Origin of the sequence: Mesorhizobium sp. M0292 (assembly GCF_040321695.1) — a bacterium.
Lineage (GTDB): Bacteria > Pseudomonadota > Alphaproteobacteria > Rhizobiales > Rhizobiaceae > Mesorhizobium.
Genome location: NZ_JAMYSB010000026.1, coordinates 25,100 through 51,140, shown reverse-complemented (window position 1 = coordinate 51,140; position 26,041 = coordinate 25,100). Strand labels below are relative to the sequence as shown.

Annotated in this window: 21 protein-coding genes; 11 read left to right on the top strand and 10 right to left on the bottom strand. The window is 62.9% G+C overall.

The annotated features are described in order from the left end of the window. Positions 1 to 45: 45 nt before the first annotated feature. From NKI96_RS27670 to NKI96_RS27660, 3 genes are all read right to left on the bottom strand, one after another. Positions 46 to 999, bottom strand: coding sequence for a DMT family transporter (locus tag NKI96_RS27670; protein ID WP_023704502.1), 954 nt, complete (start codon positions 997 to 999; stop codon positions 46 to 48). A gap of 161 nt (positions 1,000 to 1,160) precedes the next feature. Next, positions 1,161 to 2,060 (bottom strand): DUF2167 domain-containing protein, encoded by a 900-nt coding sequence (locus NKI96_RS27665; RefSeq protein WP_352807135.1) that lies wholly within the window; start codon positions 2,058 to 2,060, stop codon positions 1,161 to 1,163. 150 nt (positions 2,061 to 2,210) lie between these two features. Then, positions 2,211 to 3,638, bottom strand: a complete 1,428-nt coding sequence (locus tag NKI96_RS27660; RefSeq protein ID WP_023681875.1) for a helix-turn-helix domain-containing protein — start codon at positions 3,636 to 3,638, stop codon at positions 2,211 to 2,213. Between the two features lie 249 nt (positions 3,639 to 3,887). On the opposite strand from NKI96_RS27660, the gene aceA reads away from it, so the two are divergent. The 3 genes from aceA to NKI96_RS27645 all read left to right on the top strand — a co-directional run bounded on the left by aceA (position 3,888) and on the right by NKI96_RS27645 (position 6,210). Beyond that, positions 3,888 to 5,177 (top strand): isocitrate lyase, encoded by a 1,290-nt coding sequence (aceA, locus tag NKI96_RS27655; RefSeq protein WP_023689327.1) that lies wholly within the window; start codon positions 3,888 to 3,890, stop codon positions 5,175 to 5,177. A 52-nt stretch (positions 5,178 to 5,229) separates the two neighbouring features. Beyond that, the gene (locus NKI96_RS27650; protein ID WP_023669318.1) at positions 5,230 to 5,472 is read left to right on the top strand and encodes an SMc00767 family acetate metabolism repressor; all 243 of its coding nucleotides are present in this window, start codon (positions 5,230 to 5,232) and stop codon (positions 5,470 to 5,472) included. Positions 5,473 to 5,748: 276 nt separating this feature from the next. Continuing rightward, entirely contained in the window at positions 5,749 to 6,210 is a 462-nt protein-coding gene (locus tag NKI96_RS27645) for a response regulator (RefSeq protein ID WP_023669317.1), read from the top strand. A gap of 30 nt (positions 6,211 to 6,240) precedes the next feature. On the opposite strand, the gene NKI96_RS27640 is transcribed toward NKI96_RS27645, so the two are convergent. Beyond that, the gene (locus tag NKI96_RS27640; protein WP_031199286.1) at positions 6,241 to 6,942 is read right to left on the bottom strand and encodes an HAD family hydrolase; all 702 of its coding nucleotides are present in this window, start codon (positions 6,940 to 6,942) and stop codon (positions 6,241 to 6,243) included. Positions 6,943 to 7,030: 88 nt separating this feature from the next. Between NKI96_RS27640 and NKI96_RS27635 the strand changes: the two genes are divergently transcribed. The 5 genes from NKI96_RS27635 to NKI96_RS27615 all read left to right on the top strand — a co-directional run bounded on the left by NKI96_RS27635 (position 7,031) and on the right by NKI96_RS27615 (position 12,908). After that, positions 7,031 to 7,855 carry a class I SAM-dependent methyltransferase gene (locus NKI96_RS27635; protein ID WP_023711778.1) on the top strand — a complete coding sequence of 275 codons (825 nt, stop codon included), beginning with the start codon at positions 7,031 to 7,033 and terminating at the stop codon, positions 7,853 to 7,855. A 29-nt stretch (positions 7,856 to 7,884) separates the two neighbouring features. Beyond that, complete coding sequence (locus NKI96_RS27630) at positions 7,885 to 8,826, top strand: ATP-grasp fold amidoligase family protein (protein WP_156937152.1); 942 nt, start codon at positions 7,885 to 7,887, stop codon at positions 8,824 to 8,826. Positions 8,827 to 8,928: 102 nt separating this feature from the next. Next, on the top strand, positions 8,929 to 10,365 hold the full coding sequence (locus tag NKI96_RS27625) for a glutamine synthetase family protein (protein WP_023669313.1): 1,437 nt from the start codon (positions 8,929 to 8,931) through the stop codon (positions 10,363 to 10,365). A 134-nt stretch (positions 10,366 to 10,499) separates the two neighbouring features. Then, positions 10,500 to 11,786: an NAD(P)/FAD-dependent oxidoreductase gene (locus tag NKI96_RS27620; protein WP_023746247.1), complete on the top strand. Its 1,287-nt coding sequence runs from the start codon at positions 10,500 to 10,502 to the stop codon at positions 11,784 to 11,786. Positions 11,787 to 12,062: 276 nt separating this feature from the next. Beyond that, the gene (locus NKI96_RS27615) at positions 12,063 to 12,908 is read left to right on the top strand and encodes an SH3 domain-containing protein (RefSeq protein WP_023732365.1); all 846 of its coding nucleotides are present in this window, start codon (positions 12,063 to 12,065) and stop codon (positions 12,906 to 12,908) included. A 21-nt stretch (positions 12,909 to 12,929) separates the two neighbouring features. Here NKI96_RS27615 and NKI96_RS27610 read toward each other — a convergent pair whose 3' ends face one another. Beyond that, positions 12,930 to 14,225, bottom strand: coding sequence for a Mur ligase family protein (locus NKI96_RS27610; RefSeq protein ID WP_352807173.1), 1,296 nt, complete (start codon positions 14,223 to 14,225; stop codon positions 12,930 to 12,932). A gap of 179 nt (positions 14,226 to 14,404) precedes the next feature. Then, positions 14,405 to 15,151, bottom strand: a complete 747-nt coding sequence (locus tag NKI96_RS27605; protein ID WP_027049416.1) for an SDR family oxidoreductase — start codon at positions 15,149 to 15,151, stop codon at positions 14,405 to 14,407. Positions 15,152 to 15,471: 320 nt separating this feature from the next. On the opposite strand from NKI96_RS27605, the gene zwf reads away from it, so the two are divergent. From zwf to edd, 3 genes are all read left to right on the top strand, one after another. Further along, the gene (zwf, locus tag NKI96_RS27600) at positions 15,472 to 16,941 is read left to right on the top strand and encodes a glucose-6-phosphate dehydrogenase (RefSeq protein WP_023669307.1); all 1,470 of its coding nucleotides are present in this window, start codon (positions 15,472 to 15,474) and stop codon (positions 16,939 to 16,941) included. Next, positions 16,923 to 17,639 (top strand): 6-phosphogluconolactonase, encoded by a 717-nt coding sequence (gene pgl / locus NKI96_RS27595; RefSeq protein WP_023697310.1) that lies wholly within the window; start codon positions 16,923 to 16,925, stop codon positions 17,637 to 17,639. Before zwf ends, pgl begins: the two co-directional genes overlap by 19 nt. Positions 17,640 to 17,703: 64 nt before the next feature. After that, positions 17,704 to 19,527 carry a phosphogluconate dehydratase gene (gene edd, locus NKI96_RS27590; RefSeq protein ID WP_023711782.1) on the top strand — a complete coding sequence of 608 codons (1,824 nt, stop codon included), beginning with the start codon at positions 17,704 to 17,706 and terminating at the stop codon, positions 19,525 to 19,527. A 75-nt stretch (positions 19,528 to 19,602) separates the two neighbouring features. Here the strand turns inward: edd and NKI96_RS27585 are convergent, their stop codons facing one another. The 4 genes from NKI96_RS27585 to NKI96_RS27570 all read right to left on the bottom strand — a co-directional run bounded on the left by NKI96_RS27585 (position 19,603) and on the right by NKI96_RS27570 (position 25,964). Next, positions 19,603 to 21,261 (bottom strand): vWA domain-containing protein, encoded by a 1,659-nt coding sequence (locus tag NKI96_RS27585; RefSeq protein ID WP_352807129.1) that lies wholly within the window; start codon positions 21,259 to 21,261, stop codon positions 19,603 to 19,605. A 149-nt stretch (positions 21,262 to 21,410) separates the two neighbouring features. Continuing rightward, positions 21,411 to 22,403 (bottom strand): GlxA family transcriptional regulator, encoded by a 993-nt coding sequence (locus NKI96_RS27580; RefSeq protein ID WP_032905230.1) that lies wholly within the window; start codon positions 22,401 to 22,403, stop codon positions 21,411 to 21,413. 17 nt (positions 22,404 to 22,420) lie between these two features. Further along, on the bottom strand, positions 22,421 to 23,320 hold the full coding sequence (folD, locus tag NKI96_RS27575) for a bifunctional methylenetetrahydrofolate dehydrogenase/methenyltetrahydrofolate cyclohydrolase FolD (protein WP_023669302.1): 900 nt from the start codon (positions 23,318 to 23,320) through the stop codon (positions 22,421 to 22,423). Positions 23,321 to 23,675: 355 nt separating this feature from the next. Further along, positions 23,676 to 25,964, bottom strand: a complete 2,289-nt coding sequence (locus NKI96_RS27570; RefSeq protein WP_023692390.1) for a GumC family protein — start codon at positions 25,962 to 25,964, stop codon at positions 23,676 to 23,678. Positions 25,965 to 26,041 lie beyond the last annotated feature (77 nt).

The window sequence follows — 26,041 nt, the reverse complement described above, 5'->3', positions numbered from 1 at the left end:
ACGGGCGTAATTAGGGAAGACGGGCTCAACCAAGGGAAAGGCGGGTCAATTAGGGGATGGCAGGCCGGTGGTCCCCGGCCGTGCAGGCCTCGCCTGGCGCTTGAATTCAAGCGCGATATGGACGAGCAGCGCGGCGACCACCACCGCGCCGCCGATGATGGTGCGCACCGAGGGCACCTCGCCATGAACGAGCCAGACCCAGATCGGTCCGAGGATCGGCTCGAACGTGCCGAGGAGTGCTGCGATCGCCGCCGGAACCAGCCTCGCGCCGGTGGCGAAGAAGGCAAGGCCCAGCCCGAGATTGATGACGCCGAAGGCAAACAGGAAAGCCATGTCGTGGGCCGACGTGGCAAACTGCGTGGCTTGCGATGCGGCGAAAGCCGCTGCCAGCATCGTGCCGAGGCACGTCGCCGGCGTCATGCGCACATGGGCGAAGCGCCGGGTGATGACAGTGGCGATCGAGAACATGACGGCGATCAGCAGCGACAGCCCGTCGCCGATGGGCGATACGGCGCCGTCGAGCGATTCCGACACCATGATGGCGACGCCGGCGATGACGGCGGCGATCGCCACCCAGGTCGCGATGGCGACGCGTTCGCGAAACAGCACCCAGGCAAGCAATGCCGCCAGCAGCGGCACACCGGCCTGCATCAACAGGATATTGGCAACGGTGGTGTAGGCGAGCGCGACAACGAAGCACGTCGACGCCGTGGCGAAACAGACGGCCACGGCAAGGCCGGGCAGGCCCATGTCGCGAAACAGCCGCAACATGCCGCGCCAGCCGTCGCGCCAGGCCATGAAGCAAATCAGGAACACAGCCGCCCACAGCGATCGCCAGAACACCACGGTCCAACTGTCAGCGGTGTCGATGAAGCGGGCGATGGTGCCGCCAAAGCTCCACATCAGCGCCGACAGGAACACCAGCAGCAAGCCGACCCGCTCTTCGCGAGGCGAGACGATCGGCGGTGCGGCGATTGGAGAAGATGCGGTATCGGTCATGGGGTGCCACTGTCGGCTATCTCGGGGCGGCATGATGCACAATGGACGACAGAAACGTGCCGTATTCGCCTAGCGCATAGGCTACCGCCGGACGTGATCCAGCCCGGCATTCCCTTTGGCGCACCGCCAACCGGCAGCCATACGGGCAAACACCGCCGTTTCTAGGACGTGCCCTTGTTGCCGCGGATAAAGCGCCAAAGACCGGCCAACGGTACCAGCAGCAGAATGCCGAACTTTTTCAGGGCGATGACCGCGACCGCAATCAGGCCGGCCTTTGCCGCGAGTTTTCCGGCGATGAGGCCGCCAATGCCAACCGCGGCGACCGTGTCGGTGCCTGGCAGAAAATCGGTGTATTTCTTGCCGGTGTTGAAGTCCGCCACGCCCAGCACTTCGTCCAGGCTCTGCTTGATCTCCGGCAATTGTTCAACCGTAGCGATGTAGCTCATCACGAAGACGCCTTCCCGGCCGAGGAAACGGACGTCGTAATTGAGCGTGTGGACGGTATCGTCTCCGAACTGCAGTTCCTTGGCCCAGTGCAGCCGCTTGTGGACGAAATCATAGACCGGCGGCGAGGCCCAGCCGATCAGCTTGATCGGGGGAAAGCCGCCCTTCACCCGCTGATCGTTGGCCGACAATGTGTCCGCCTGCATGCTGCTCAGCAATTCGGTGTAGTCGATGGATGCGGCGTCGGCGTCGTCGACATGGCCGATCTTTTCATAGCGCAATTCGATGCCCCAACCGTTGCCGGCGATGGGCTCGTACTTGGCCGGGAAGATCATGCCGATTGCTTCGGACGCGGTATCAGGCGGATTGCCCCAGGCCTCGGTCAGGACGGACGTCGCGTCCTTCTTGCCCAGAAAATAGAACTTGTCCTTGAGATCGAGATGGATGCCTTCGGGAAGGTCGACCGCGCCGGTCTTTGGATCGATTTTGTCCAGGAATGCCTTGCCGTCGTCACTATACTGTTGATAGTCCTTGAAGAATTCCGAGGATTTTTCTGCCAGAACAGGCCCCGCCAAAAGGGCAAGCGCCACGCCAAGCCACAAAGCTTTCCTGTTCATAAGCCATCCCCCCCTTGGCTGCCCTGCAGCTCACCTTCGATAGCGCAGCGCCGATGCTTAATCAATATTTGGTTCGGCGACGGTTCGGGCAGCGCTCTATTGCTTAGCGCAAACAGCTGCGGTCTTCCGCGACCTCCAGCCCGAGAAGCATCACTGGAAATCGAAGGCGCTCAGGCCCGTCGCCATCTCGTCCAGGCCCAGCGGACGGGTCACCGGCGGCTCGGCGCGGGCGAGGCAGCCGATGCGTTCGCACAGCCGGCAAGCGGGACCGACCGGCGTGGCGGCGCCCTGTCCGGCCTTTGCCGGCAGCCCGGCGCCATAGACGCTCTCGTCGCGAAAGCCGATATCGCAGCCCAACAGCAGCGCGGTGCGGCGCGGGCGCTCGGAGAACGAACCCTGCGGCCCCTCGAGCGTGCGTGCGATGCAGAGGAACTCGGCGCCGTCGGGCATTTCCACCGCCTCGACCAGGATCTGGCCAGGCGAAGCGAAAGCGGCATGGACCGGCAGTTTCGGGCAGCCGCCGCCAAAGCGGCTTTGCGGAAAGCCCTGGCCGCCGGCCTTGCGGAAGCGGTTGCCGGCATTGTCGACCTCGAGCATGAAGAACGGCACTCCGGACAAGCCAGGACGCTGCAGCATGGTCAGGCGGTTCGCCGCCTGTTCGAAGGAGACGCCGAAACGCGAGCGCAGCACATCGATGTCGTAACGAGCCCGCACGGCGGCGGCATGAAAGGCCTGATAGGGCATCATCAAGGCATGGGCGGCGTAGCGGCCGAACTCGAAGCGGGCGAGCCGGCGGGCTTCGTCCGTACCGAGCTTCAGCGCCTGAATTTCGCCGGCGATCGCGACCGTCATGCGGATCAGGCAGGCCTCCATGGCGACTTCGCGCAACTGGTCGAACGGCGACAGCCGCTCCGATAGAAAAAGACGCTGCGAATGACGGTCATAACGGCGGCGCCAGTTCGGCATGGTGGCGACCGGCAGAACCTTGACGACGATGCCATACTCGCGCTTCAGCCACGCCTTCAGCGCGCCGAACAGATCGTCGCCGGGGTCGAGCATCGAGGTGAAGGCCTCGGCCTCTTCCTCCAGTGCTGCAAAATGGTTCGGCCGGCGCTCGAAAATCTCGTGCACTTCGTCGATCGGCAGCCGCGCACCGGACAGCGCCGTGGCGCGGCCCTCGCGCGCCAGAAGCTCGTTGAGATCGGACAGCCGCTCGGCCTGCTCGCGGTAAGCGCGAAACAGTTTTATCATCGCAGCCGATGCGTTGGGGGCTGCCTCGGCCAGTTCGATCAGTTCCTGGTCGCCCGGCAGCTCACCGGCAAGCAGCGGGTCGCCGAACACTTCCTTCAAGGCCGAGATCGACCCTCTCGCCTCACCCTGCAATTCATGCGGGTCGACCTTGTAGACAGAGGCCAGCTTCAGGATCAGTTGCACCGTCAGCGGCCGTTGGTTGCGCTCGATCAGGTTGAGATAGGACGGCGAGATGCCGAGCCCCTCGGCCATCGCCGTCTGGGTCAGGCCTTTGGCGATGCGGATGCGGCGGATGCGCGGCCCGGCGAATATCTTCTGGTCGGCCATCGGCTTTCCGTGACAGGAATTTACACGACTTGCGAGCGATGAACGGCGCACCATCTTTTTACAATTATGACAGACTTACAGCGGCAAGCAGTCAAACACAACACAGGTTTTCTCTTATTTTCTACCGGAAATGGCGGTTTTCCTCGCTCTCGTCGCGGCGCAATGTAAATGATGTCACACACAGACGACGCACACCATCCCAGGGCGCGGCGTTTCAAGACACTGGCATCGATTGATCTGGAGTGACCAATGACTGATTTTTACAATCTTGTCCCATCCGCGCCCGAAGGCCGCTTCGACGGCATCGAACGAGCCTATTCGCCGGACGATGTGAAGCGGCTGCGCGGGTCGGTCCAGATACGCCAGAGTCTTGCCGAAATGGGCGCCAACCGGCTGTGGAAGCTCATCCACGAGGAAGACTTCGTCAATGCACTCGGCGCCATGTCGGGCAACCAGGCGATGCAGCAGGTGCGTGCCGGGCTGAAGGCAATCTATCTCTCGGGCTGGCAGGTCGCCGCCGACGCCAACACCGCGTCGGCCATGTATCCGGACCAGTCGCTCTATCCCGCCAATGCGGCGCCCGAACTGGTCAAGCGCATCAACCGCACGCTGCAGCGCGCCGATCAGATCGAGACCTCGGAAGGCAACGGCCTGTCGGTCGACACATGGTTCGCGCCGATCGTCGCCGATGCCGAGGCCGGCTTCGGCGGACCGCTCAACGCCTTCGAGATCATGAAGGCGTTCATCGAGGCGGGCGCTGCCGGCGTCCACTATGAGGACCAGCTGGCCTCTGAGAAGAAGTGCGGCCATCTCGGCGGCAAAGTGCTGATCCCGACCGCCGCGCATATCCGCAACCTCAACGCGGCGCGTCTGGCGGCCGACGTGATGGGCACGCCGACGCTAGTCGTGGCACGCACCGATGCGGAAGCGGCAAAGCTTCTGACCTCCGACATTGACGAGCGCGACCAGCCTTTCGTCGACTACGATGCCGGCCGCACGGTTGAAGGCTTCTACCAGGTCAGGAACGGCATCGAACCGTGCATCGCGCGCGCCGTTGCCTATGCGCCGCATGCCGACCTGATCTGGTGCGAAACATCCAAGCCCGATCTGGCGCAGGCCAAGAAATTCGCCGAAGGCGTGCGCAGGCATCATCCGGGCAAGCTGCTCGCCTATAATTGCTCGCCGTCGTTCAACTGGAAGAAGAACCTCGACGACGCGACGATCGCCAAGTTCCAGCGCGAGCTCGGCGCCATGGGCTACAAGTTCCAGTTCATCACATTGGCCGGGTTCCACCAGCTCAATTTCGGCATGTTCGAGCTGGCCCGCGGCTACAAGGCGCGGCAGATGGCGGCCTATTCCGAGTTGCAGGAAGCCGAGTTCGCGGCCGAAGTCCACGGCTACACCGCGACCAAGCACCAGCGCGAGGTCGGCACCGGCTATTTCGACGCCGTGTCGATGGCAATCAGCGGCGGCCAGTCGTCGACCACCGCCATGCATGAATCGACCGAGCACGTCCAGTTCAAGCCGGCAGCGGAATGAACCGATCGACATAACCAACAGAGGAAACGCCCGAAGGGCAAGGGAGAAGAAAATGGCATCGATAAGCCGCGTCAAGGAACGTGCAGAAGAGCAGTCCACCACGATGAGTGTCGACCAACAGGCGACAATCCGCATGCTGGCCAACGACCTGCACCGGCTCAATCAATCGGTGATGAAGGCAGTGGAGGCCGGCGTCTCGGTGGAACTGGTGCGCTCGGCCCGGCATCATGGCGGCGACGGCAATTGGGGCGACCTGCTGATCCCGGTGATCGTCACGCAGAAGAGTCACGGCTGATCTTCCCTAACGGAAGCTTTGTGCTTGTGGAACCTATGGACCCCGCCGCTCACTGGCCGATTTCAACGTCACCCGCGGGTTTTCAGCGCGGGTGACTTTTGCTTTTGAGCGTAAACTTAACTACAGTTCGAAAACAGACCTTGTCTCCGGGGTTTAATATTTCCGGCTATATTTCGCAGGTCCGTCATTTCAGCTTGACATGGCGGGCGATCTCACGCCAATTGGCTCTCGGATTTCAACCCTGCATTGAAGCAGCGCCGAGTGCCCGCCCCGCCCATGTGCCCTGTGAACCGCGAGACCGACACCGCCAAACATCTGAATTCGTCAAGCAGGGACGCGAACTCCGAGATATCAACGGATTTCTCCCACGTGCTGGTCGTTGGAAAATCGCCGATCAACCGGGTGGTGGTGTCGAAGATCGTCGAGAAGTCCGGACTGAAGCCGATCTCCGAGTCGCCCGAAATGGCGGCCAAGACATTGCGAACCCTCATTCCGGGCGCCGTCGTTCTCGATGGCGGCCCCGACAACGAGGACTGCCGCGCGCTGATGGCGGCCATCGACGCCTTGCGGCGGACATCTGGGCGGTCGCTCCCCAAGGTGATCCTGCTTTCAACCAAGACCGGCACGCCCGACAGCCTGGGCCTGTCGAGCGTGGTCGATGTGGTGGTAACCAAGCCGATCACCACCGAAAGGCTGCAGCCGGTGGTCGACCGGCTGATCAGTCTCGGGCGCGGCTGATCGCAATCCGCCCGAACGCGTGCGGGGCGGTCAGCCTTCCTTGCCGATGCTCTCGATCAAAGCCGGCAGTTCGCCAAGATCGACAATCTGGCGGAAGCGCGGTGCTGCCACCGGCGGTTCGACATGTTCGAGCACCCAGGTCAGTTCGTGCGGGACGTACACACCCCAGCTGCCGGCCTCGATGGCCGGCACCACGTCCGACTTGAGCGAATTGCCGACCATCATGCTGTCCTGCGGGCTGCCGTGGCGGCCAAAGATCCTGGCATAGGTGGCGGCGCTCTTGTCGCTGACGATCTCGACGGCATCGAACAGGTCGCCAAGGCCGGACGCCGCCAGCTTGCGCTCCTGGTCGAACAGATCGCCCTTGGTGATCAGCACCAGATGGTAGGTGCCGGCGAGCTTTTCGACTGTCTCGCGCGCATGCGGCAGCGCCTCGACAGGATGGCCGAGCATGTCGCGGCCGGCGGCAAGGATTTCGGCGATCGTCGAGGCCGGCACGCGGCCCTCGGTCACTTCGATGGCCGTCTCGATCATCGACAAGGTAAAGCCCTTGATGCCGAAGCCGTAGACGGCAAGGTTGCGCTTCTCGGCCTCGAGCAGCCGTGCCGAGATGTGCTCGGCCTCGCCATGATCGGCGAGCAGGGCTGCAAAGTGCTTCTCGGTCAGGCGGAAGAACTGTTCGTTCTGCCACAGCGTGTCGTCGGCGTCGAAGCCGATGGTGGTCAGGGGCATGGTCGACTGTCCCGTTTCAAGTGAAGGCAGTGATGTAGACGTTGTCGCCGCGCACTGCTAGCTACGGCAAGGGGAATGGTGGGCAACAATGCCGGAATTGGGCGCCTGGAAGCGTGAACTGGAGCAAATTCTGAGCTCCTTGCCAGGTCGCGCTCCGACCGAACTCATAAATGCCATCCGAGATCTTGGCATCGCCATGGGACACGATACCGGCGAGGCGTTGCTTGAAACCTACCCGGAGATCCTTTCGCACCGACCGGCGCTGACCGCCGCATTCGGCAAGATGGTGCAGGCGCAAGATGCCGCCGAGATCAGGCAGATGCTGGATCAGGACCTGAGCGGTCCGGCATCGTTCAGACAGATCGCAGCGGGGAAAACAAGCATCGGCGTGCTGTCATCAAAGGATGCCTATAACCGCCTCGACGAAGTCTTCGATCATGTCGATTTCAATAATTGCCGCCGCGCTGTCATGGTCGGCTGCGGCGGGCGACCGTTCACCATGTTCCGTATTCACGACCAGACAACTGTCCCTGAGATCATCGGCCTCGACATCGTTCCCGAAGCCGTCGAAACGGCAAACAGGCTCGCCGCCAAGCTCAGCTATGCGCGCATGCGGGCCGAGCTGTGCGACGGATGCGATTATGATTACAGCGACGCTCAGGTTGTCTATGTCGCGAGCATGGTTTCGCCTAAGGCAGCTGTCGTGTCTCGTATCGCCGATACCGCGGCCGAGACTGTGCAGATCGTTTTGTGGGAGCCTGTTTCGCTAGGCAGGCTTTGGGCTGAAAATGCGGAACGCACACTTGACCCTCGGCTAGAGGTCATCGGCCGCACGAGCATCTCGCGAAACATGACCAGAGACGTGTTCGTCGCCCGACGAGACGGTTCATCTTCGACCCGGCAGCTGGGCTGATCGTGTCGGCTCTTGGAAAGAGCGATCGAGTGATCCTCGCCCTGGCGCGGGCATGGTGCCTGGTGCGCCATCCCATGATTTGCAAACGCACATTCGACCATAGCGGCATGCTGCCGGATCCGGCGAGACCGGCTTCCTATGCAGACAAGTTCCTGTGGCGAAAGCTTTTCGATCACAATCCGTTTTTCACGACAGCTTGCGACAAGCTCGCCTCGAAAACCTACGCTTTGTCCACCTGCCCCGAACTAAAGACTGCCGAGGTCCTATGGTCCGGGGAAGACGCAACAAAGATTCCGGCGGAGGTTCTTGCCGGCAATGTCATGGTGAAGGCCAATCATGGCTGCCGCTGGAACATGATGGTGCGCAACGGTGAGGTGGACAGAGCCAGGCTGCGCCGGCGTACAGCTCGCTGGATGCGCCGTCGCTACGGCAGGAAATTCGGCGAATGGGGCTACAAGTACGCCAGCAGGCGCATCCTTGTGGAAGAGATGCTCCTTCAGGACAGTCAGCCTGTCGCTTTGGAGTACAAATTCCACGTGTCCAACGGGACGACGGCCTATGTCTATGCCGCACGTCGGGATGAGCACGGCAACGAACAGAAATGTCATTTCGACCGGGACGGAACCTATGCGCCGCCACCGCCAGGCAGCGGCCCCCAGTGGGTCCGGATCGACCTGCCGGCATCCTTCCCGCGCATGCTTGCCATCGCCGAGCGGCTGACCGTGCCGTTCGATCACATGCGTTGCGATTTCTACGAAATCAACGGCGCGATCTTCTTTTCCGAATTCTCGGTCTATCCGCTATCCGGCAAAGGCATCATCAACACAAGGCTCAGGGATCTGTGCGCAGACAGCTGGGACCTCAGCCAATCCTGGTTCCTGACCGCGCCGCAAAGCGGATGGCGCAGGCTCTATGCCGGTGCCTTGCGCAGATGGCTGGATGCAAATGCGCTGCCCGGCAAGGCCGTCTGACAGAGGCCGTCCAGCCTCGTTGCCGCACCTATCGGGCCGGCTCCCCTTCCCTTCCATCACCGGCAACAGCTATACTGTGATAATTGCAACCCAAACTGGTGAATGATGCCGCCTGCGAAAAAGGAAGTCCGTCCGTCGACCCGCGGAGGACGCGTCCGAACGCCTGCCTTCGTGAAAAATCAACGCGGCGTGAAGAACTGGAAGGAAGTCAGCGCTTGGCTGGAATGGCGCGGCATCGAAGACATAGAATGCATCACGCCTGATCAGGCTGGCGTCGCGCGCGGCAAGATGATGCCGTCGAAGAAATTCACTTCCAACACCTCGCTGGCGCTGCCATCGGCAGTGTTCATGACGACGATTTCGGGCGGCTATCCCGAGGATGGCAACGGTTTCCACTATCCGGAGGATGATGGCGACCTGAAGCTTATGCCGGATCTGTCGACGTTGACCGTCGTGCCGTGGGAAGAAGACCCGACGGCCGCCGTCATCTGCGACCTCGTCCATCAGGATGGCCGTTCGGTCGAGTTCACGCCGCGCAACGTCCTGAAGCGCGTGGTAGCAGCCTATGACAAGCGCGGGCTGAAGCCGGTGGTGGCGCCCGAGATCGAATTCTATCTGGTGCGCAAGAACCCCGACCCGGATTATCCGTTGACCCCACCCGTCGGGCGTTCCGGACGGGCAATCGGCGGCGGCGCCGGCTATTCGATCGCCGGCGTCAACGAGTTCGACGAACTGATCGACGACATCTACCATTTCTCCGAAAGCCAGGGCCTGGAGATCGACACGCTGATCCACGAGGAAGGCGCCGGCCAGCTCGAGATCAATCTGCGTCACGGCGATCCGGTCGAGCTCGCCGACCAGGTGTTCATGTTCAAACGCACCATCCGCGAGGCAGCGCTCAAGCATGAGATCTATGCCACCTTCATGGCCAAGCCGATCCAGGGCCAGCCAGGTTCTGCCATGCACATCCACCAGTCGATCATCGACAAGAAGACCGGGCTGAATATCTTTTCGGCGAAGGACGGCTCGGAAACCGACGACTTCTTCCATTTCATCGGCGGCATGCAGAAGCATGTGCCGAACGCGCTGGTGATGTTTGCCCCTTACGTCAATTCCTACCGCCGGCTGACGCAGTCGGCCTCGGCGCCGGTCAACAACAAATGGGGCTATGACAACCGCACCACGGCGTTCCGCGTGCCGCGCTCGGATCCGGCGGCGCGGCGTGTCGAAAACCGCATCCCGTCTTCCGACGCCAACCCCTATCTGGCGCTGGCGGCCTCACTTGCCTGCGGGCTGATCGGCATCACCAACAAGATCAAGGCCGAGCCTCCGGTGCTGACCACCGCAAACGCCGATGAGATCGACCTGCCGCGCGGCCTGCTCGAAGCCGTCGACCTGTTTGAGGGCGACGAGGAGCTGTGCGCCCTTTTGGGCAAGTCCTTTGCCGCAACCTATGCAGCGATCAAGCGGGCGGAGTTCGAGACCTTCATGGAAGTGATCAGCCCGTGGGAGCGGGAGTATCTGTTGCTCAACGTGTGAGCGGCGACTTCGTCGTGTGAATGGTGAATAGTGAATGCTGAGTAGTTTCATATTGGATGGATGAGCGCAGACGACGTGCGTCTCGCAGCCATTCACCATTCACCATTCACCATTCACCATTGGCTGGTGTCCCCATGCCTTACCAATCACCTATCTCCCCCGGTCGCTCCTGGTACGAAGACACAGCCGGACCACGCCCTGAGTACCCTGCCCTGGACGGCGACCGCAGCTGCGACGTCGTCGTCGTCGGCGGTGGCTTCACCGGGCTGTCGGCGGCCGCTCATTTGGCGAAGGCGGGAGCCGACGTCGTTCTGATCGAGGCGCATCGCTTCGGCGACGGCGCTTCAGGGCGCAATGGCGGCCAGCTCGGCACGGGCCAGCGCGCCTGGGCCGAAGAGATGGAGGCGGAATACGGCTTCTCCCGCGCCAAGGCGCTGTTCGACCTTGCCGAGGAGGCGAAAGCACACCTGCTCGAATTCGCGGCCGTCAACCAGATCGACATCGACTATATGCCCGGCCAGTTGTCCGTGGCGCACAAGCCGCGTTATCTCGACGACTACAAGGCGCATGCCGAGATCATGGCCGGCCGCTTCAATTATCCGCACATCGCCTTCATGGATGCCAGGGAAACGGCCGAACGGCTGGGCTCCACACGCTACTTCGGCGGCACCCGCGACACCGGCACCGGACACATCCACCCGATGAAGCTGGTGATCGGCACGGCAAAGGTCGCGGCAGCGGCCGGCGCGCACCTGTTCGAGCAGACACTATCGACCGGTGTCACCTCCAGCGGCGGCAAGGTCAGGGTGACGACTCCGAGAGGCACCATCACCGCGCAGAAATGCCTGATCGGTGTAAATGCCTATGGCGGCACGCTCGAGCCGGTGAGTGCCGCGCACATCATGCCCATCGGTTCCTTCATCGGCGCGACGGTGCCGCTGGGCGTCGATTCGAAAGTGCTGCCGGGCGGCGAGGCGGTCGACGATTCGCGTTTCGTCGTGCGTTATTTCCGCAAATCCAGGGATGGAAGGCTGCTGTTCGGCGGGCGCGAGGTCTATGGCGTCAACGATCCGAAGGACATCCATGTCCATATCCGCCGGCAGATAGCCGAGCTTTATCCGGAACTGAGCGATGTCGAGATCACCCATGGCTGGGGCGGCTATGTCGGCATCACCATGCCCAGGAAACCGTTCGTGCGCGAGGTGATGCCCAATGTGATCTCGGCCGGAGGCTATTCCGGCCACGGCGTGATGCTGTCGAACTTCTTCGGCAAGCTCTATGCCCAGACCGTCGCCGGCAACCGCGACAGACTGAAGCTGATCGAGGACCTGAACATCCCGGCTTTTCCCGGCGGCCGGCGATTTAGAACGCCATTATTGTTCTTGGCACTGAACTGGTTTGCCCTGAGGGACCGAATATAGGGAAAGTATCTCATATCAGCCGTGGCTGAGTACTGAGCTGATTCTATTGAGCTGTTGGTTGCCGCAGCGAGACGTTGCAGAATCCTTAACAAGAGCGCACAATTCCCCTGAGGGCGCACTGATGCCACAATCAAGGGCAAAGGATGCCGGTTCTGGGCGATTGAACGGGGATTTCTGCGGGCCTGCCCGCTTTGTTGTTGGGACCGATGCCGATCGAATGCCGGGCTGCCGGCGCCGATCGAAAGAACACCGGCTCATCTTTTGGAGGTGGCAAGAGTGAACGAGCCCTTCAGTTTCGGCGCGCCGGAACGTCGGCGCTTCGCCATGCAATTCGGTTATGACATGCGGCCCTCCTTCTGGCAGGGGGTGCGCACGAATTCGCATCTGGTGATCGCCGCGGTCGGCACCGCAGCGCTGCTTGGTGTGGCGGGCATAGCGCTTTGGCTGGCATTGCCGGCCAACGACCGGCAAGCGATCGCCAGCACACAGCAGAACGTTCCGACTTTTCCGGTCAAGACGACCAAGATTGCCCCGGTCGCGGCGACGGCTACCGCGGTAGCGGCGCCACAAGCCGCGCGCAAGGGCGATGCGGTTTCATCGACGGTCGCTGCCGGTGGGGCTGCCATGCCGCCGCTGTCGGCGAACGATCCGCGCTGGACTGCGGCGCAATCCAACAGCGACCCTGCCGCGACGCCATCCGATCAGGCGCCTGCCGAGCAGGCTGCCGCCAAACCGTCTGATGCCGCGGCATTCGAAGAACCGGCGGCGCAGAGCGACGCCACGACGCAGCTGTCAAAGGTCGCTGCTCCCGCCAATGACGACGACGCCGAGACCGCCGCCATACCGACGCCAAAACCGCAACTTCCAGACGAGCAATCTTCCGCCGCAACGAACGATACCCAGGCCAAGGCCAAGCCACAGAAGGTGGCTGCTGCCGCCGGCACCGGACGCATCCTCAGGGCGGTGACAATGCGCAGCGGTCCGCAGAAAAACGCCGCCGCCATGGGGACCGTGCCCGCCAAGTCGTCGGTGCAGGTGGTGAGTTGCAAGAAATGGTGCCAGATCGTCTACAACGGCAAGCGCGGCTGGATCTACAAGAGCTACATCAAGACCGGGGCTTGAGACGCAAGCCGCCAGATCTGGTCAGCCGCCGAGCAACCACCTGAAACGGTGTCTCCTGCGAGCAAGTTTGCGCTTCGCCAGGAAATCCCGGTGTTCCTCGAACGGCACCTCATAGAGGCCGCACATTTGGCAGCTTTCCGACTTGCGGCATATCGGGACCCAGCATTTGACGTCGTGTGTCCAGGCGAGCGCGATCCTTTCCAGATGAAGGTTGGACGAACTTTTCAGCAGAATCAGTTCTCCTGGGACTGCCGTCCGTTTGATATGATCCGAAACTTCCTTGGCAGTGCGAAGCTCAATGAAACGGCCGCTGTCGCGGTCGGCCTGGCTGGCGCGCGAGCGATGCGCATTGTCGCCGGTATAAATGACCTCATCGGCGATTTCGCGCGCGATGTTGTAGGCGGCCCCGTATTTCCTCGACGAGCCGGCGTAGTCGGATATCTGCCCCAGCACAATGCGCTTGCGAGCACCCTTGGCCTTTGCAATCATCTCCAGGGCAATGTTGAGCGAATGCCAGGGCGCTTTGGCCGTATCGACCAGGAATTTCGGACCCGCGGATACCTCTTGCACCGTAGAGCGGTTGGGCAGTGGTGCAAACGATGCCGTTCTCGCTACGACTTGCTCTGGCGGGACGCCAAGTTCCAAGGCGGCGGCAACAGCCGCTGCAGTCGGCAGCCAGAATTGCTCGCCGGGAAAAGGCGCTTGAATATTCAGGCTGCCACCGCGCCAATGAAGGGTGAACCGCAGCAATTCCGGATACGCGGCATGCACGTCACTCACGCGGTAGTCTGCCTCGCCGGACTGGCCGAAGGTCGCAATCCGGCATTTCGCGCCAGACGCCATGCCGATCACCAGTGGGTCATCGCAATTGAGAACCGCAAGTCCATCAGGTTGGAGTGCCCCGACCAGCGCCCGCTTCTCTCCCGCCACAGCTTCCAGAGTCTTGAACTTGCCGAAATGCTCCAGACGGATCATCGTAACCACCGCCACACTCGGCTTCAGCATCTGCGCCATGGTGCTGATCGTGCCGAAGTCGGAAGCGCCGGCTTCGAAAACGACGTAATCGACTTTGCCGGCCTTCCTCAGGCGCTTGTAAAGCGTTCGAACCAACACCTTCATAGTGTTGGCCAGAACCTGTGTGTGGACCGAACCCTGGCCAGCCAGGATGTGTCCAAGCAGGCTTCCCGCCGTCGTCTTGCCGGAGCTTCCGGTAACACCGATGAAAATTGCCTTGCTTCTCGCCCGCGCACGCTTGGCCAGGTAAAGCCGCAGCCGCCATCCCAGATCGTAGCGACTTTTCTGCTGCCTGATCTTCATCACCCGCCAACACTATCCACGATCCGTTATGCCTTTCGGGGGATCGAGAAGTCAAACTGGGGTCCGGCGTGACGACGTCAACTGTTCGTTCCTCGGCCGGCCGGCGCACCGATGCGAACTCTTGCCGACATTGCTCTGTCTGCCATGCATTGCGAACAGCGAGGTACTTCCCGAATTGCTCAAATGCAGCGGCCGCCGTCGACCTCCAGCGCCACACCGGTGATGAAGGCGGCTTCGTCCGACGCAAGCCAAAGCGCAGCGTTGGCGATATCGAGCGGCGTCGACAGACGGCCGAGCGGTATCGAGGCACGGAATTTCTCGCGGATCTCCGGCGTGTCAGTGCCCATGAATTTCTCCAGCATGCCGGTCTCGCCGGCGACCGGGCAAAGGCAGTTCACGCGGATGTTCTTGGGCGCGAGTTCGACCGCCATCGACTTGGTCGCGGTGATCGCCCAGCCCTTCGAGGCATTGTACCAGGTGAGCCCCGGCCGCGGCCGCAGACCGGCGGTCGAAGCCGTGGTCAGGATGACGCCGCCGCCCTGCCGCTCCATGATCGGCACCACGGCAAGTGCGGCGTGATAGATCGCCTTCATGTTGACTGAAGTGATCAGGTCGAAGGTCGCCTCGTCGACGTCGAGCATGTCGCCATTGCGATGGGTGTAGCCGGCATTGTTGACCATGATATCGATGCGGCCGAAGGCGCTTTTTGCGGCATAGACCATCTCGTCGAATTCGGAACGCTGCGAAACGTCGGTCTGGGTCCAGATCGCGGCCTGGCCGATCTCTGCTGCAACGCGCTCCGCGCCCTTGGCGTTGAGGTCGGCGACGACGACCTTGGCGCCCTCTTCGGCAAAGCGCCTGGCCATGCCTTCGCCGAAACCTGACGCAGCACCCGTGATGACGGCAACCTTGTTTTCCAGACGCATGCTTTTTCCGCTCATTGAAGACCCACCTCGCAAGCGCATTTCCTTTTTGTTTGATGCGTGTCTGTCTCCCAGAACCGCTTCGCACTTCTGGGCGACACGCATTAGCTTTCGTCACATTCCCGCTTTATGTTGCAGGCGCGAAAGCCCCGGGACCATCGCTTGACGAAAAGCCTCCGGGTGGCAGCCAGTGTCAAGGCACATTTGGAGCGAATCAATATGCAGTGATTTGGCCTCGATGTGACACCATGGCACTGGATAGTTTAAATCGATTAGATTATATCCTGCCGCGTCACAGCGAGCGGCGTCAAAGCGGACAGACCATGACCAGCCAGATCATTCCCGTCGAGCCTTTCGACTTCATCATTTTCGGTGGCACCGGCGACCTGTCGGAACGCAAGCTGCTGCCCTCGCTCTACCACCGCCAGCGCGACCACCAGTTTTCCGAGCCGACCCGCATCATCGGCACCTCGCGCTCCAAGATGAGCGACGAGGAATTCCAGGCCTTCGCCAAGCAGGCGATTTCCCAGCATGTTAAGCCGGCCGACATCGACGCCGAGGAACTCAAGACATTTCTTGCCCGGCTGTCCTACGTATCGGCCGACGCGACGACGGGTGCCGGCTTCGACAAGCTGAAAAAGGCGATCGGCGAAAGCGACCGCATTCGCGCTTTCTATCTGGCGGTTGCGCCGGCGCTGTTCGGCGACATCTCGCACCAGCTGAAAGCCCACAATCTCATCACGCCGAATTCGCGCATCGTGCTGGAGAAGCCGATCGGCCGCGACCTCGATTCGGCGCGCAAGCTCAACGACGTGGTTGGAGACGACTTCCACGAAAGCCAGATCTTCCGCATCGACCACTATCTCGGAAAGGAGACGGTGCAGAATCTGATGGCGCTGCGCTTTGCCAACGCACTCTATGAGCCGCTTTGGAATTCTGCCCATATCGACCATGTGCAGATCACGGTGGCCGAGACCGTCGGTCTTGAAGACCGCGTCACCTACTACGACAAGGCCGGCGCGCTGCGCGACATGGTGCAGAACCACATGCTGCAGCTGCTCTGCCTGGTTGCCATGGAGGCGCCATCGTCGATGGATGCCGATGCCGTGCGCGACGAGAAGCTGAAGGTGCTGCGGGCGCTGAAGCGCATCAACGGCAATGAGGCACCCAAGCACACCGTGCGCGGGCAGTACCGCGCCGGCGCCTCTGCAGGCGGCGCGGTGAAAGGCTATGTCGAAGAACTTGGCAAAGACAGCTCCACCGAGACTTTCGTCGCCATCAAGGCTGAGATCGGCAATTGGCGCTGGGCCGGCGTGCCATTCTATCTCAGGACCGGCAAAAGGCTGGCGACCCGCGTTTCGGAAATCGTCATCGAGTTCAAGCCGATCCCGCATTCGATCTTCGGCGACAGCGCCGGGCCGATCTCAGCCAACCAACTGGTGATCCGGCTGCAGCCCGACGAAGGCGTCAAGCAGTTCATCATGATCAAGGATCCAGGCCCGGGCGGCATGCGGCTGCGCCAGATTCCGCTCGACATGAGCTTTGCAACATCTTTCGACGGCCGCGCGCCGGACGCCTATGAACGGCTAATCATGGATGTTATCCGCGGCAACCAGACGCTGTTCATGCGCCGCGACGAGGTCGAGGCGGCATGGAAGTGGATCGACCCGATCCAGAACGCCTGGGAAAGCGCCAGGCAGGAGGCGCAAGGCTATACGGCCGGCACATGGGGTCCCTCGGCCTCGATTGCGCTGATCGAACGCGACGGGCGGACATGGCACGAAAGCAATTGAGCGAGCCCGTCTACAACTGGAACGGCTTTGCCGGGCGCCAGGATCTGGCGGCAACCCTTGCCGGCAATGTCGCGGCGCGCCTGACCAAGGCCATCGACGAGCGCGGCACGGCCCTGCTTGCCGTTTCCGGCGGCACCACGCCGGCAAAGTTCTTTGCAGCACTTTCGGCCATTCCGATCGCCTGGAACAAGGTGACGGTGACGCTGGTCGACGAACGGTTCGTGCCGGCCTCCTCGCCGCGCTCGAATGCGGGGCTGGTCGCGGCCAACCTGCTGCAGAACAAGGCGGCTGCCGCGCACTTCGTGCCGCTCTACCATGAGGCGGCAAGGATCGAGACCGCCGCGGCGGCCGACGATGCGGCGCTGAAGGCTCTGCCCTGGCCCCTCGATGTCGTCGTGCTCGGCATGGGCGGCGACGGCCACACCGCCTCGTTCTTTCCCGACGCCGAGAATCTACCCGCCTTGCTCGATCCAGCTTCGCGCAGGATCGTGCTGCCGGTGCATGCACCAAGCGGCGGCGAGCCGCGGCTGACTCTATCGATGGCGCGCATCGTCGCCGCCGGCTTCATCGCGCTGCATATCGAAGGCGAGGACAAGCGCACCGCTTTCGAGGATGCGATGGGACCGGGTGCGAAAAAGCCCATCCGCAAAGTCCTCGAAGCGGCACCCACCCCGGTAGAGGTGTTCTGGGCACCCTGATTTCACGCAAAGCAGTCCCGGCAGACGGTGGAGGACGTTCTTCCGGGGCTCGAAAGGACCGACCATGACAGCCAGACGCGACATCGAAGTCATCACGGAACGCATCCGCCAACGCTCGAAAGCCGGCCGCGAGCGCTATCTCGGCCGCATCGCCGAGGCCTCCAGCCGCACCGCCAACCGGGGCGTCCTGTCTTGCGGCAACCTCGCGCATGGCTTTGCCGTCTGCAGCCCGTCTGAAAAGCTGGCGCTCGGCGCCGACAAGGTGCCGAACCTCGGCATCATCACCTCCTACAATGACATGCTGTCGGCGCATCAGCCCTTCGAAACCTTCCCGGCGCTGATCAAGGAAGCCGCGAAGGAAGTTGGCGGCATCGCGCAAGTGGCCGGCGGCGTGCCCGCCATGTGCGACGGCGTGACCCAGGGACAGCCCGGCATGGAGCTGTCGCTGTTTTCGCGCGACGTCATCGCCATGTCCGCGGCGATCGGCCTGTCGCACAACATGTTCGACGCCGCCGTCTATCTCGGCGTCTGCGACAAGATCGTGCCGGGGCTGGTGATCGCGGCTCTCACCTTCGGCCATCTGCCGGCGGTGTTCGTGCCGGCCGGGCCGATGACGACGGGCCTGCCCAACGACGAGAAGGCCAAGGTTCGCCAGCTCTATGCCGAGGGCAAGGCCGGACGCGCAGAACTGCTCGAAGCGGAGTCCAAATCCTATCACGGGCCGGGCACCTGCACGTTCTATGGCACCGCCAATTCCAACCAGATGCTGATGGAGATCATGGGCCTGCATACGCCCGGCGCGTCCTTCGTCAATCCAGGCACGCCGCTGCGCGACGCGCTGACGCGCGAGGCGACCAGGCGAGCCCTGGCGATCACCGCGCTCGGCAACGCCTACACGCCGGTCGGCCGCATGATCGACGAGCGCTCTTTCGTCAATGGCGTCGTCGGCCTGCACACCACCGGCGGCTCTACCAACCACACCATCCATCTCATCGCCATGGCCGCGGCGGCCGGCATCACGCTTACCTGGCAGGACATTTCCGACCTGTCGGAAGCGGTGCCGCTTCTCGCGCGCGTCTATCCGAACGGGCTTGCCGACGTGAACCATTTCCATGCCGCCGGCGGGCTCGGCTTCCTGATCCGCGAATTGCTCGACGAAGGCATCCTGCATGAGGATGTGCAGACGGTATGGGGCGAAGGCCTGAGGCCCTATGCGGTCGAGGCCCGGCTCGGCGAAGATGGCGGCGTCGTGCGTGAAGCCTCGCCGCTGCAGAGCGGCGACGAGAAGGTGCTGGCGCCGTTCAAGAAGGCCTTCCAGCCGACCGGCGGCCTGAAAGTGCTCGCCGGCAATCTCGGCCACGCCGTCATCAAGACGTCCGCCGTGAAGCCGGAACGCCGCGTCATCGAGGCGCCGGCCAAGGTGTTCGACAGCCAGCAGGGACTGAACGAAGCCTTCAAGGCCGGCACGCTGACCGGCGACTTCATCGCCGTCATCCGCTTCCAGGGCCCGAAGGCAAACGGCATGCCGGAACTGCACAAGCTGACCACCGTGCTCGGCGTCCTGCAGGATCGTGGCCAGCGCGTCGCGCTGGTCACGGACGGGCGCATGTCTGGCGCTTCCGGCAAGGTGCCGGCGGCGATCCATGTAACGCCGGAAGCGGTCGAGGAAGGGCCGATCGCCAGGATCCATGACGGCGACATCATCCGGCTCGACGCCGATGCCGGCACGCTGGAAGTGCTGGTGCCGGGGCCCGAGCTCGCGCTGCGCCGCACGGCCGACATCGATCTCATCGGCAACGAGTTCGGTTTCGGCCGCGAGCTGTTCGCCGGTTTCCGCCAGCTGGTCGGCCGCGCCGACCATGGCGCCAGTGCTTTCGGAGCAGCCTGACCAGATTGCCTATTTTGTAAAAAGGGCGGCTCGAGCTCGGTTTGAGGCCGCCCTTTGGTGAGGGATGGATGGCGATTACGGCTGAACCGTAATCTCGCTCCGTTCGCCGGCCTTGACCGTCACCGGCATTTCCTTGTCATGGCCTTGATCGGACATGTGGCGGAGGACGACATAGTCGCCGGCCGGGATAGTCTGCTGCCAGGTGTCGCCATAGTTCAGGCCGAGCGCCTTGCGGTTGCCCTGGATATCCTTCTTCGACGACAGCACCTCGATCGAATAGGCGCCCGGCGCCGACATCACCAGCACGCCGGCATCGAGCGTCACCTTGACGTCCTTGACGTCGCCAACCTTGACGCTGAAAGGCTGCTCGACGGTTGCGAGCTCAAGCGAGGTGACCGCGACATAGTCGTCCGGCGGCAGCCAGAACTTGCTGTCGGGCCCATAGGAGTGGGCGACATCGTCACGCGAGCCGTCGATCTTTTTCTTGGCCTTGACGATCTGGACGCTGATGCCCGAGGAGTCGGCCTTGTCGCCGCCTGCAGTGTAGTAGGCGTTGACGGCGGCATGGCCGACGCCGACGACTATGTCTTTTTCCACAGTCTGCCCGGCGGCGAGCTGGATGTTCTCGGTCACCGAGCCGCTGCCGATCGCAACCGTCACCTTCTGCTCACCAGCCGGCACGATGATCCTGGTGTCGCCATAGTGGGTGGTGCTGCCGCCCGGGAAGGCGAAATCGACATGGGCTTCGTCACTGATCTCGGCGCCCTGGCTTGGCTTCGGATGGATGAGCATGGTGCCGGCGTTCAAGGTGAAGAGCGGCTTGTAGACCTGGCCCACCTCGATCTTGACCTTCTGTTCCGCCCGAGCTTCGTCGGCGCGCGCGACGACGACATAGTCGCCCGGCTCGAGATTGGCCTCGTAGTTGTTGTACTGGGTGGTGACGGCCTCGCCGTGCGTGCCATCGGCCTTGGCCTTGTAGACCTCCCAGGCATTGCCGTCGGTGATCGGATCGCCGCCTTCGGCCATGACCACGCTCGGGATGAAATTGAATTCGGGCTTTGCCGGTTCAGGGGCAGGCGCCGGAGCGGGTTCGGGTGCCGGCGCCGGAGCCGGCGCGGCGACGGTTTCGACCAGTGCTTCCTGCAGCGCCTTCTCGTCCGAGGCCTGGATATATTTGCCGCCGGTGTTGTCGGCAAGGCAGGCGATCTGCTTGCCCTCGTCAGCGGTCAGGCCGAAGCCGACGACGTCGACGGTGAAATCGACGCCTGAGGCCTCCAGTTCCTTGCCCAGCGCGCACGGGTCACCTTCGCAGGTTTCAAGCCCATCGGTGATGAGAACCACGGTCGCCTTGTCCTCAGTGTATTTCAGAGCTTCGGCCGCCTGCTTGACGGCTGCGGTCAGCGGCGTCTTGCCGAGGAATTTCAGGCTGTCGGCAGCGGCCGAAATGGCGCTAGCCGAGCCGGCTTGCGGCGGCACGATCAGTTCGATGTCGTCGCAGCTGCCCTTTTCGCGGTGGCCATAGGCCATGAAGCCGATCTCGTCGTCGCCCGGGACCGACTGCAGCACGGTCCTCAGCGATTCGCGCGCGATCTCGAGCTTCGGCTTGCCGTCGATCTGGGCCCACATCGAGCCCGAAGCGTCAAGAATGATGGTGACCTTGTTGGCGGCAAAGCCGAGCGAAGTCATCGACAAAAGGAGCAGCGCCGCAGCGATGCTCCGCAAAAGTCCCGCCATGGAAATCTCCTTGAGACCGCCCTCTGATCCGCGCCGGAAGCTATTTGACGGCGCGTCCGGGCACAAGCCCCGGAGCGGGTCACGAACGGTTGCCGTGTAACAGGATCGGCGCCGGCCGAGGCCTGTTCCGAGGCCGGCTCAGCACCGCGTCAGTACGTGGTGCGCCGCTCTTCGGAAGGCGGACGGCCGAACTGCAGCCGGTAGCTCTGGGCAAAATAGGAATGCGAGGTGAAGCCGGTGGCGATGGCCACGTCGAGGATCGGCATGTTGGTCTGGCGCAGCAGTTCGCGCGCCCGCTCAAGCCTGAGCCGCATGTAGTAACGACCGGGCGTGACGCTCAAATGGCGCAGGAACAAGCGCTCGACCTGGCGCACCGACAGGCCCGCCGATTTGGCAAGCTGCACGGCTGATAGCGGCTCGTCGAGATGGTCGGCCATCAGTTCGACGATGCGCCTTAGCTTCTCCGACTTGCCGGTCAGGTCGCGCTCCGGCCCGACGCGCTGGCGGTCGCCGGCGGAGCGGATGCGCTCATGCTGGAACTGGTTGGCAACGCCGTTGGCGAGGTTCGAGCCGAAGTCGCCACGCACGATCTCCAGCATCAGGTCGATCGAGGTCGTGCCACCGGCGCAGGTGTAGCGCTTGCGGTCGATCTCGAAGACGTTGCCGGTGCAGTTGATGTCGGGAAAGCGCTCGACGAAGCCGGCCCGGTTTTCCCAATGAATGGTGCAGCGATAGCCTTCGAGCTGGCCGGCTTCGGCCAGGAGGTAAGAGCCGACCGACAGCGCGCCGAGCGCATTGCCGCGCCGGCCCCAGCTGCGCAGCGCCGCCAGCACCTTGCTCTTGCCGGGGAACTCGACCGACAGGCCCACCGACACGAACAGGATATCGACCGGCGGCAAATCGGCGACGGCATAGTCGATCTTGAGCGGCAGGCCATTGGAGGCCATGACGGGATCGCCGTCGGCCGAGACCGTGGTCCAACCATAGAAATCGCGGCCGAGCAGGCGGTTGGCCGAGCGGAAGGTATCGATCGCCGCTGCCAACGAAAACATCGAAAACTTGTCGACCAGCAGGAACGCGAATTGCCGGCCCCCTTGAACGGGATCATCCGGCCGTTCAGAGGGTATAGTAAGGTTCGGCAAAGAAGCTGCTTTCTGGGTCAGAAGGAAGGCCGCTTCAAGCCGGCCGCAAGGTAGGCTGAGGCTAACGTATTGGCCATCAGCATGGCAATGGTCATCGGTCCGACACCGCCGGGCACGGGGGTGATGGCGCCGGCGGCCTTGGCGGCTTCGGCATAGGCTACATCGCCGACGAGGCGGGTTTTGCCTTCGCCCTTCTCGGGTGCGGCAATGCGATTAATCCCGACATCGATCACGGTGGCGCCGGGCTTGACCCAGTCGCCCTTGATCATTTCGGGCCGGCCGACGGCGGCAACCAGAATGTCGGCTGTGCGGGCCAGCGCCGGCAGATCCTTGGTGCGGCTGTGGGCGATGGTGACGGTGCAGTTGGCGGCAAGCAACAGATTTGCCATCGGCTTGCCGACGATGTTGGAGCGGCCGACGACGACCGCGTTGAGGCCGGAAAGATCCTTGCCGCGCACGCGTTCGATCAAAAGCATGGAGCCGGCCGGCGTGCAGGGCACGAAGGCTGTTTCGAGTTCGCCGGTGCCGAGCTTGCCGACATTGATGAAATGAAAGCCGTCGACATCCTTTTGCGGTGCGATGGCCTGGATGATCTTGCCGGCATCGATATGGGCGGGAAGCGGCAGCTGCACCAGAATGCCGTTGATGGCCGGATCGGCGTTGAGTTCGCCGATGATCTTCAGCAGTGCCGCTTCGGACGTGTCGGCCGGCAGTGTGTGCTGCAGCGAATGAAAGCCGCATTCCTTGGCGGTGCGCGACTTCGACGCGACATAGACCTGGCTTGCCGGATCCTCGCCGACGATGACCACCGCCAAGCCGGGCTGGGCCTTTCCCTTGGCGACCAGGTCCTCGGTCAAGGCCTTGACCTTCTGAACCACGTCTGCGGCGACGATCTTTCCGTCAATCACTTCGGCCATGAACCATCCTCGACATCATTCCAGCCAAGGCGCGGCGCGCGCCTTGAACGTTGCTTCGTGCATGTCGTTGTTCCAAACGTTCCGCCCATTCGGGTAAAGCCCGACGGCAGCGTTTTTTGGGCGCCATGCTGCGCGGCATTGTCACGAAATTTGGCCTAAGCAATCCCGTCAAAGCGCCGTCACATGCCGTAAACTCGAAACCGGCAGCTTTTATTCTGTGCTGACGGGCTCAGAGCGACTCATCCTTTCACGGAAAGGCTGAACCGCTCTATTTCTTGTTTTGACGCAATTCCCAAGGGAAAGCGCGCTACGCGCTTTTCCCGGGAAAACCGTTTCACACTTTTCCTGGAATTGCTCAGAAATAGCGGCGGTGCGAACGGCTTTCGGTGAGTTCGCGCACCGCTTCGCGAAATTCGCGCAGGCTGGCGCGGATATCGTCGATTTGCGCCTGCTGGTCTTCCGGCGCCGCCCCAGCGGGCTGCGGAGAAGACCACGGCCCGGACGCCGCGGGCATCGGCTGAGCCTGCGAATAGGCATAGTCAGCCGGCTGACGAGGCTGCGCGTAGCCAGGCTGCTGCGCAGGGGAATTGGCGTGCGGAACCTCGTTCCGGAAGTCCGGCTGGCGATAGCCCACAGGCTCCTGCACCGGCCTTGTATATTCGGCGGCTGGTTGGGCGCGGTAGGTCTCGACGGGTTCGCCTGACGTCCCGCTACCCGGCGCGGCTTTGCGCATCGCCGAGAACAGTCCGTCGAACAGACCTGGGCTCCGGGCGGGAGCGGCCGCGGTCGGCAACACCGGAGGTGCTGCCGGTGGCGGCGCCACAGGCAGCGGCGCGCGATAGACCTTGTCCTCGACCGGAGGGGGGCGCTCGTCCATTCTGCCGCGCGAACGCGAATTGGCAGCGCCGCGCAGGCTGGCAAAGGCGCCGCGCATGGCGCCGACACCGATGCCCGAAGCAAGCCCGAGCAGCAGGCCGGCCATCGCTATTACAGCCCGCGACGGTCCGTTGGGTTCGAGCGGCGGTTGCGCGGGGGTCATCAGATTGATGTTGGTGGTGTTGATGTTTTGCTGTTCGCCGGTCTCCTTGGCGCGCAGAAGGTACTGTTCGTAGACGGAGCGTTTGGCCGTGGCGTCACGCTCCAGTTCGCGCAGGCTGACCAGATCGCTGTTGACGTCGCCGCTCTGGACCTTTGCCTGAGCCAGGCGGGAAGCGAGATCCTGCTCAAGCTGAACCGAGCGCTTCAAATCGACCTGCAGCGACGAGGCGATGCGGCGCAGTTCGCCTGCGATGCGCTCGCGCGAGCCGTCGAGCTGGGCGTTGAGCGCCTGGTATTCGGGATGACGCGGTCCCAGACGCACGGCGGCGCGGTCGGCCTCCTGCTTCAAAACTGCATATTGCGCGCGCAGTTCGCTCATCGTGTTGGAATTGATTTCTTCCGGCAAGGTGCCGTTGATGACCGAATTGACGTCCAGCGAACGCGCCGACGCGGCCCGGGCATTGAGTTCCAGCGTACGGGCCCGGGTGACTGAGAGCTGCTCGTTGAGCTTCAGCATCTGGTCGTCGCTGATCAGATGGCCCTGCGCGTCGACGAGATCATGCGTGGCCCTGAAATCCTCGACCTTGCGCTCCGCTGTCTCGACATTCTTGCGCAGGTCATCGAGCTTGGCCGTCAGCTGGTCCGTCGCGCGCCCGGCCATCCCGAACTGGTATTGGGCCGCCTCCTGCTGGAAAACGTCCCTGGTCGTATTGGCTATCTTCGCCGATTTGTCGGCGCTTTGAGTGGTGGCGCTGATGGAAACGACAAAGCTCTTGCCGCTGCGCTCAACCGACAGGCTCTTGGCCAGATTGCCGACCGCCAGCGCCTGGCGGCGCACTTCACCGCCGCCGCCAGGGCCATCCTGGCGCGACAGTATCGAGCGAATGAGCGACAGGACGCCAAGGCCGCCAGAGCCCTGTCCGTTGAATTCCGGATCGTCGACGAGATTGAGATCGGCCACGACCTTGTCGAGGACCTTGCCGGATGTCACCATCTTGATGCGGGTTTCGACAACAGCCAGCGCCGCATCGGGCTGCCCGACCGGTTGGGTGAGATCGTTGTCGGAAAGCTTCAGGTCGCCTGGCTCGATGACCATCTGTGTGGTGGCTTCGTATTTCTTCGGTGTCGAAACGGCGACGGCGACGCCGAGCACCGTGCCCAATATCGTAGTCGAGACGATCAGCAACTTGGAACGACTAATGCCGCGGACGACCTGGAGCGGATCGATCAGCGGCTTCCATTCCTGCCCGTCATCGTCGTCGCGGTCCGGTCGCTGCTCGTGGAAAGAGCGGAGCTCATAGGCGGCGTGCTGCTGACGCCGGCCGGAAACAGGCTCCTCACGCGCGCTGGCGGCCGAAACGGGTTCGCCGTCGGCCTGGAACTGCGGCGGCTCGGGCGGTGACGTTGGCGCCGGATTCGACCGCGCCTCGCGTTGCGAGCGGGCTATGCGGTGACGCGTGGCGGCGTCCTCGCGCCATGACGGATCCACCCGGTCACCGATCGAGACCGCCGACGCATCCGCCGCCTCATCGCCGCGCACGGCTTTGCCGAGCGCCAGGAGGGAGCGCTCGCGCCTCCAGTCTTCACGGTTTTCCCTGTCGACCATTGTCTCGAAACTTTACCTTCGACGGCGCAGGAGCGGCGGTCGGCCAATCGTTAAGTCACGCTAAACAGGCATGGGAA

Bases quoted from the DNA above. Each gene is read 5' to 3' on its own strand.
- NKI96_RS27625 (WP_023669313.1), top strand. From the start codon at position 8,929: ATGATGCCGCCTGCGAAAAAGGAAGTCCGTCCGTCGACCCGCGGAGGA.
- NKI96_RS27605 (WP_027049416.1), bottom strand. From the start codon at position 15,151: ATGCGTCTGGAAAACAAGGTTGCCGTCATCACGGGTGCTGCGTCAGGT.
- zwf (WP_023669307.1), top strand. From the start codon at position 15,472: ATGACCAGCCAGATCATTCCCGTCGAGCCTTTCGACTTCATCATTTTC.
- NKI96_RS27670 (WP_023704502.1), bottom strand. From the start codon at position 999: ATGACCGATACCGCATCTTCTCCAATCGCCGCACCGCCGATCGTCTCG.
- NKI96_RS27645 (WP_023669317.1), top strand. From the start codon at position 5,749: ATGTGCCCTGTGAACCGCGAGACCGACACCGCCAAACATCTGAATTCG.
- NKI96_RS27635 (WP_023711778.1), top strand. From the start codon at position 7,031: ATGCCGGAATTGGGCGCCTGGAAGCGTGAACTGGAGCAAATTCTGAGC.
- edd (WP_023711782.1), top strand. From the start codon at position 17,704: ATGACAGCCAGACGCGACATCGAAGTCATCACGGAACGCATCCGCCAA.
- NKI96_RS27585 (WP_352807129.1), bottom strand. From the start codon at position 21,261: ATGGCGGGACTTTTGCGGAGCATCGCTGCGGCGCTGCTCCTTTTGTCG.
- NKI96_RS27640 (WP_031199286.1), bottom strand. From the start codon at position 6,942: ATGCCCCTGACCACCATCGGCTTCGACGCCGACGACACGCTGTGGCAG.
- NKI96_RS27660 (WP_023681875.1), bottom strand. From the start codon at position 3,638: ATGGCCGACCAGAAGATATTCGCCGGGCCGCGCATCCGCCGCATCCGC.
- pgl (WP_023697310.1), top strand. From the start codon at position 16,923: ATGGCACGAAAGCAATTGAGCGAGCCCGTCTACAACTGGAACGGCTTT.
- aceA (WP_023689327.1), top strand. From the start codon at position 3,888: ATGACTGATTTTTACAATCTTGTCCCATCCGCGCCCGAAGGCCGCTTC.
- NKI96_RS27610 (WP_352807173.1), bottom strand. From the start codon at position 14,225: ATGAAGATCAGGCAGCAGAAAAGTCGCTACGATCTGGGATGGCGGCTG.
- folD (WP_023669302.1), bottom strand. From the start codon at position 23,320: ATGGCCGAAGTGATTGACGGAAAGATCGTCGCCGCAGACGTGGTTCAG.
- NKI96_RS27620 (WP_023746247.1), top strand. From the start codon at position 10,500: ATGCCTTACCAATCACCTATCTCCCCCGGTCGCTCCTGGTACGAAGAC.
- NKI96_RS27665 (WP_352807135.1), bottom strand. From the start codon at position 2,060: ATGAACAGGAAAGCTTTGTGGCTTGGCGTGGCGCTTGCCCTTTTGGCG.
- NKI96_RS27650 (WP_023669318.1), top strand. From the start codon at position 5,230: ATGGCATCGATAAGCCGCGTCAAGGAACGTGCAGAAGAGCAGTCCACC.
- NKI96_RS27570 (WP_023692390.1), bottom strand. From the start codon at position 25,964: ATGGTCGACAGGGAAAACCGTGAAGACTGGAGGCGCGAGCGCTCCCTC.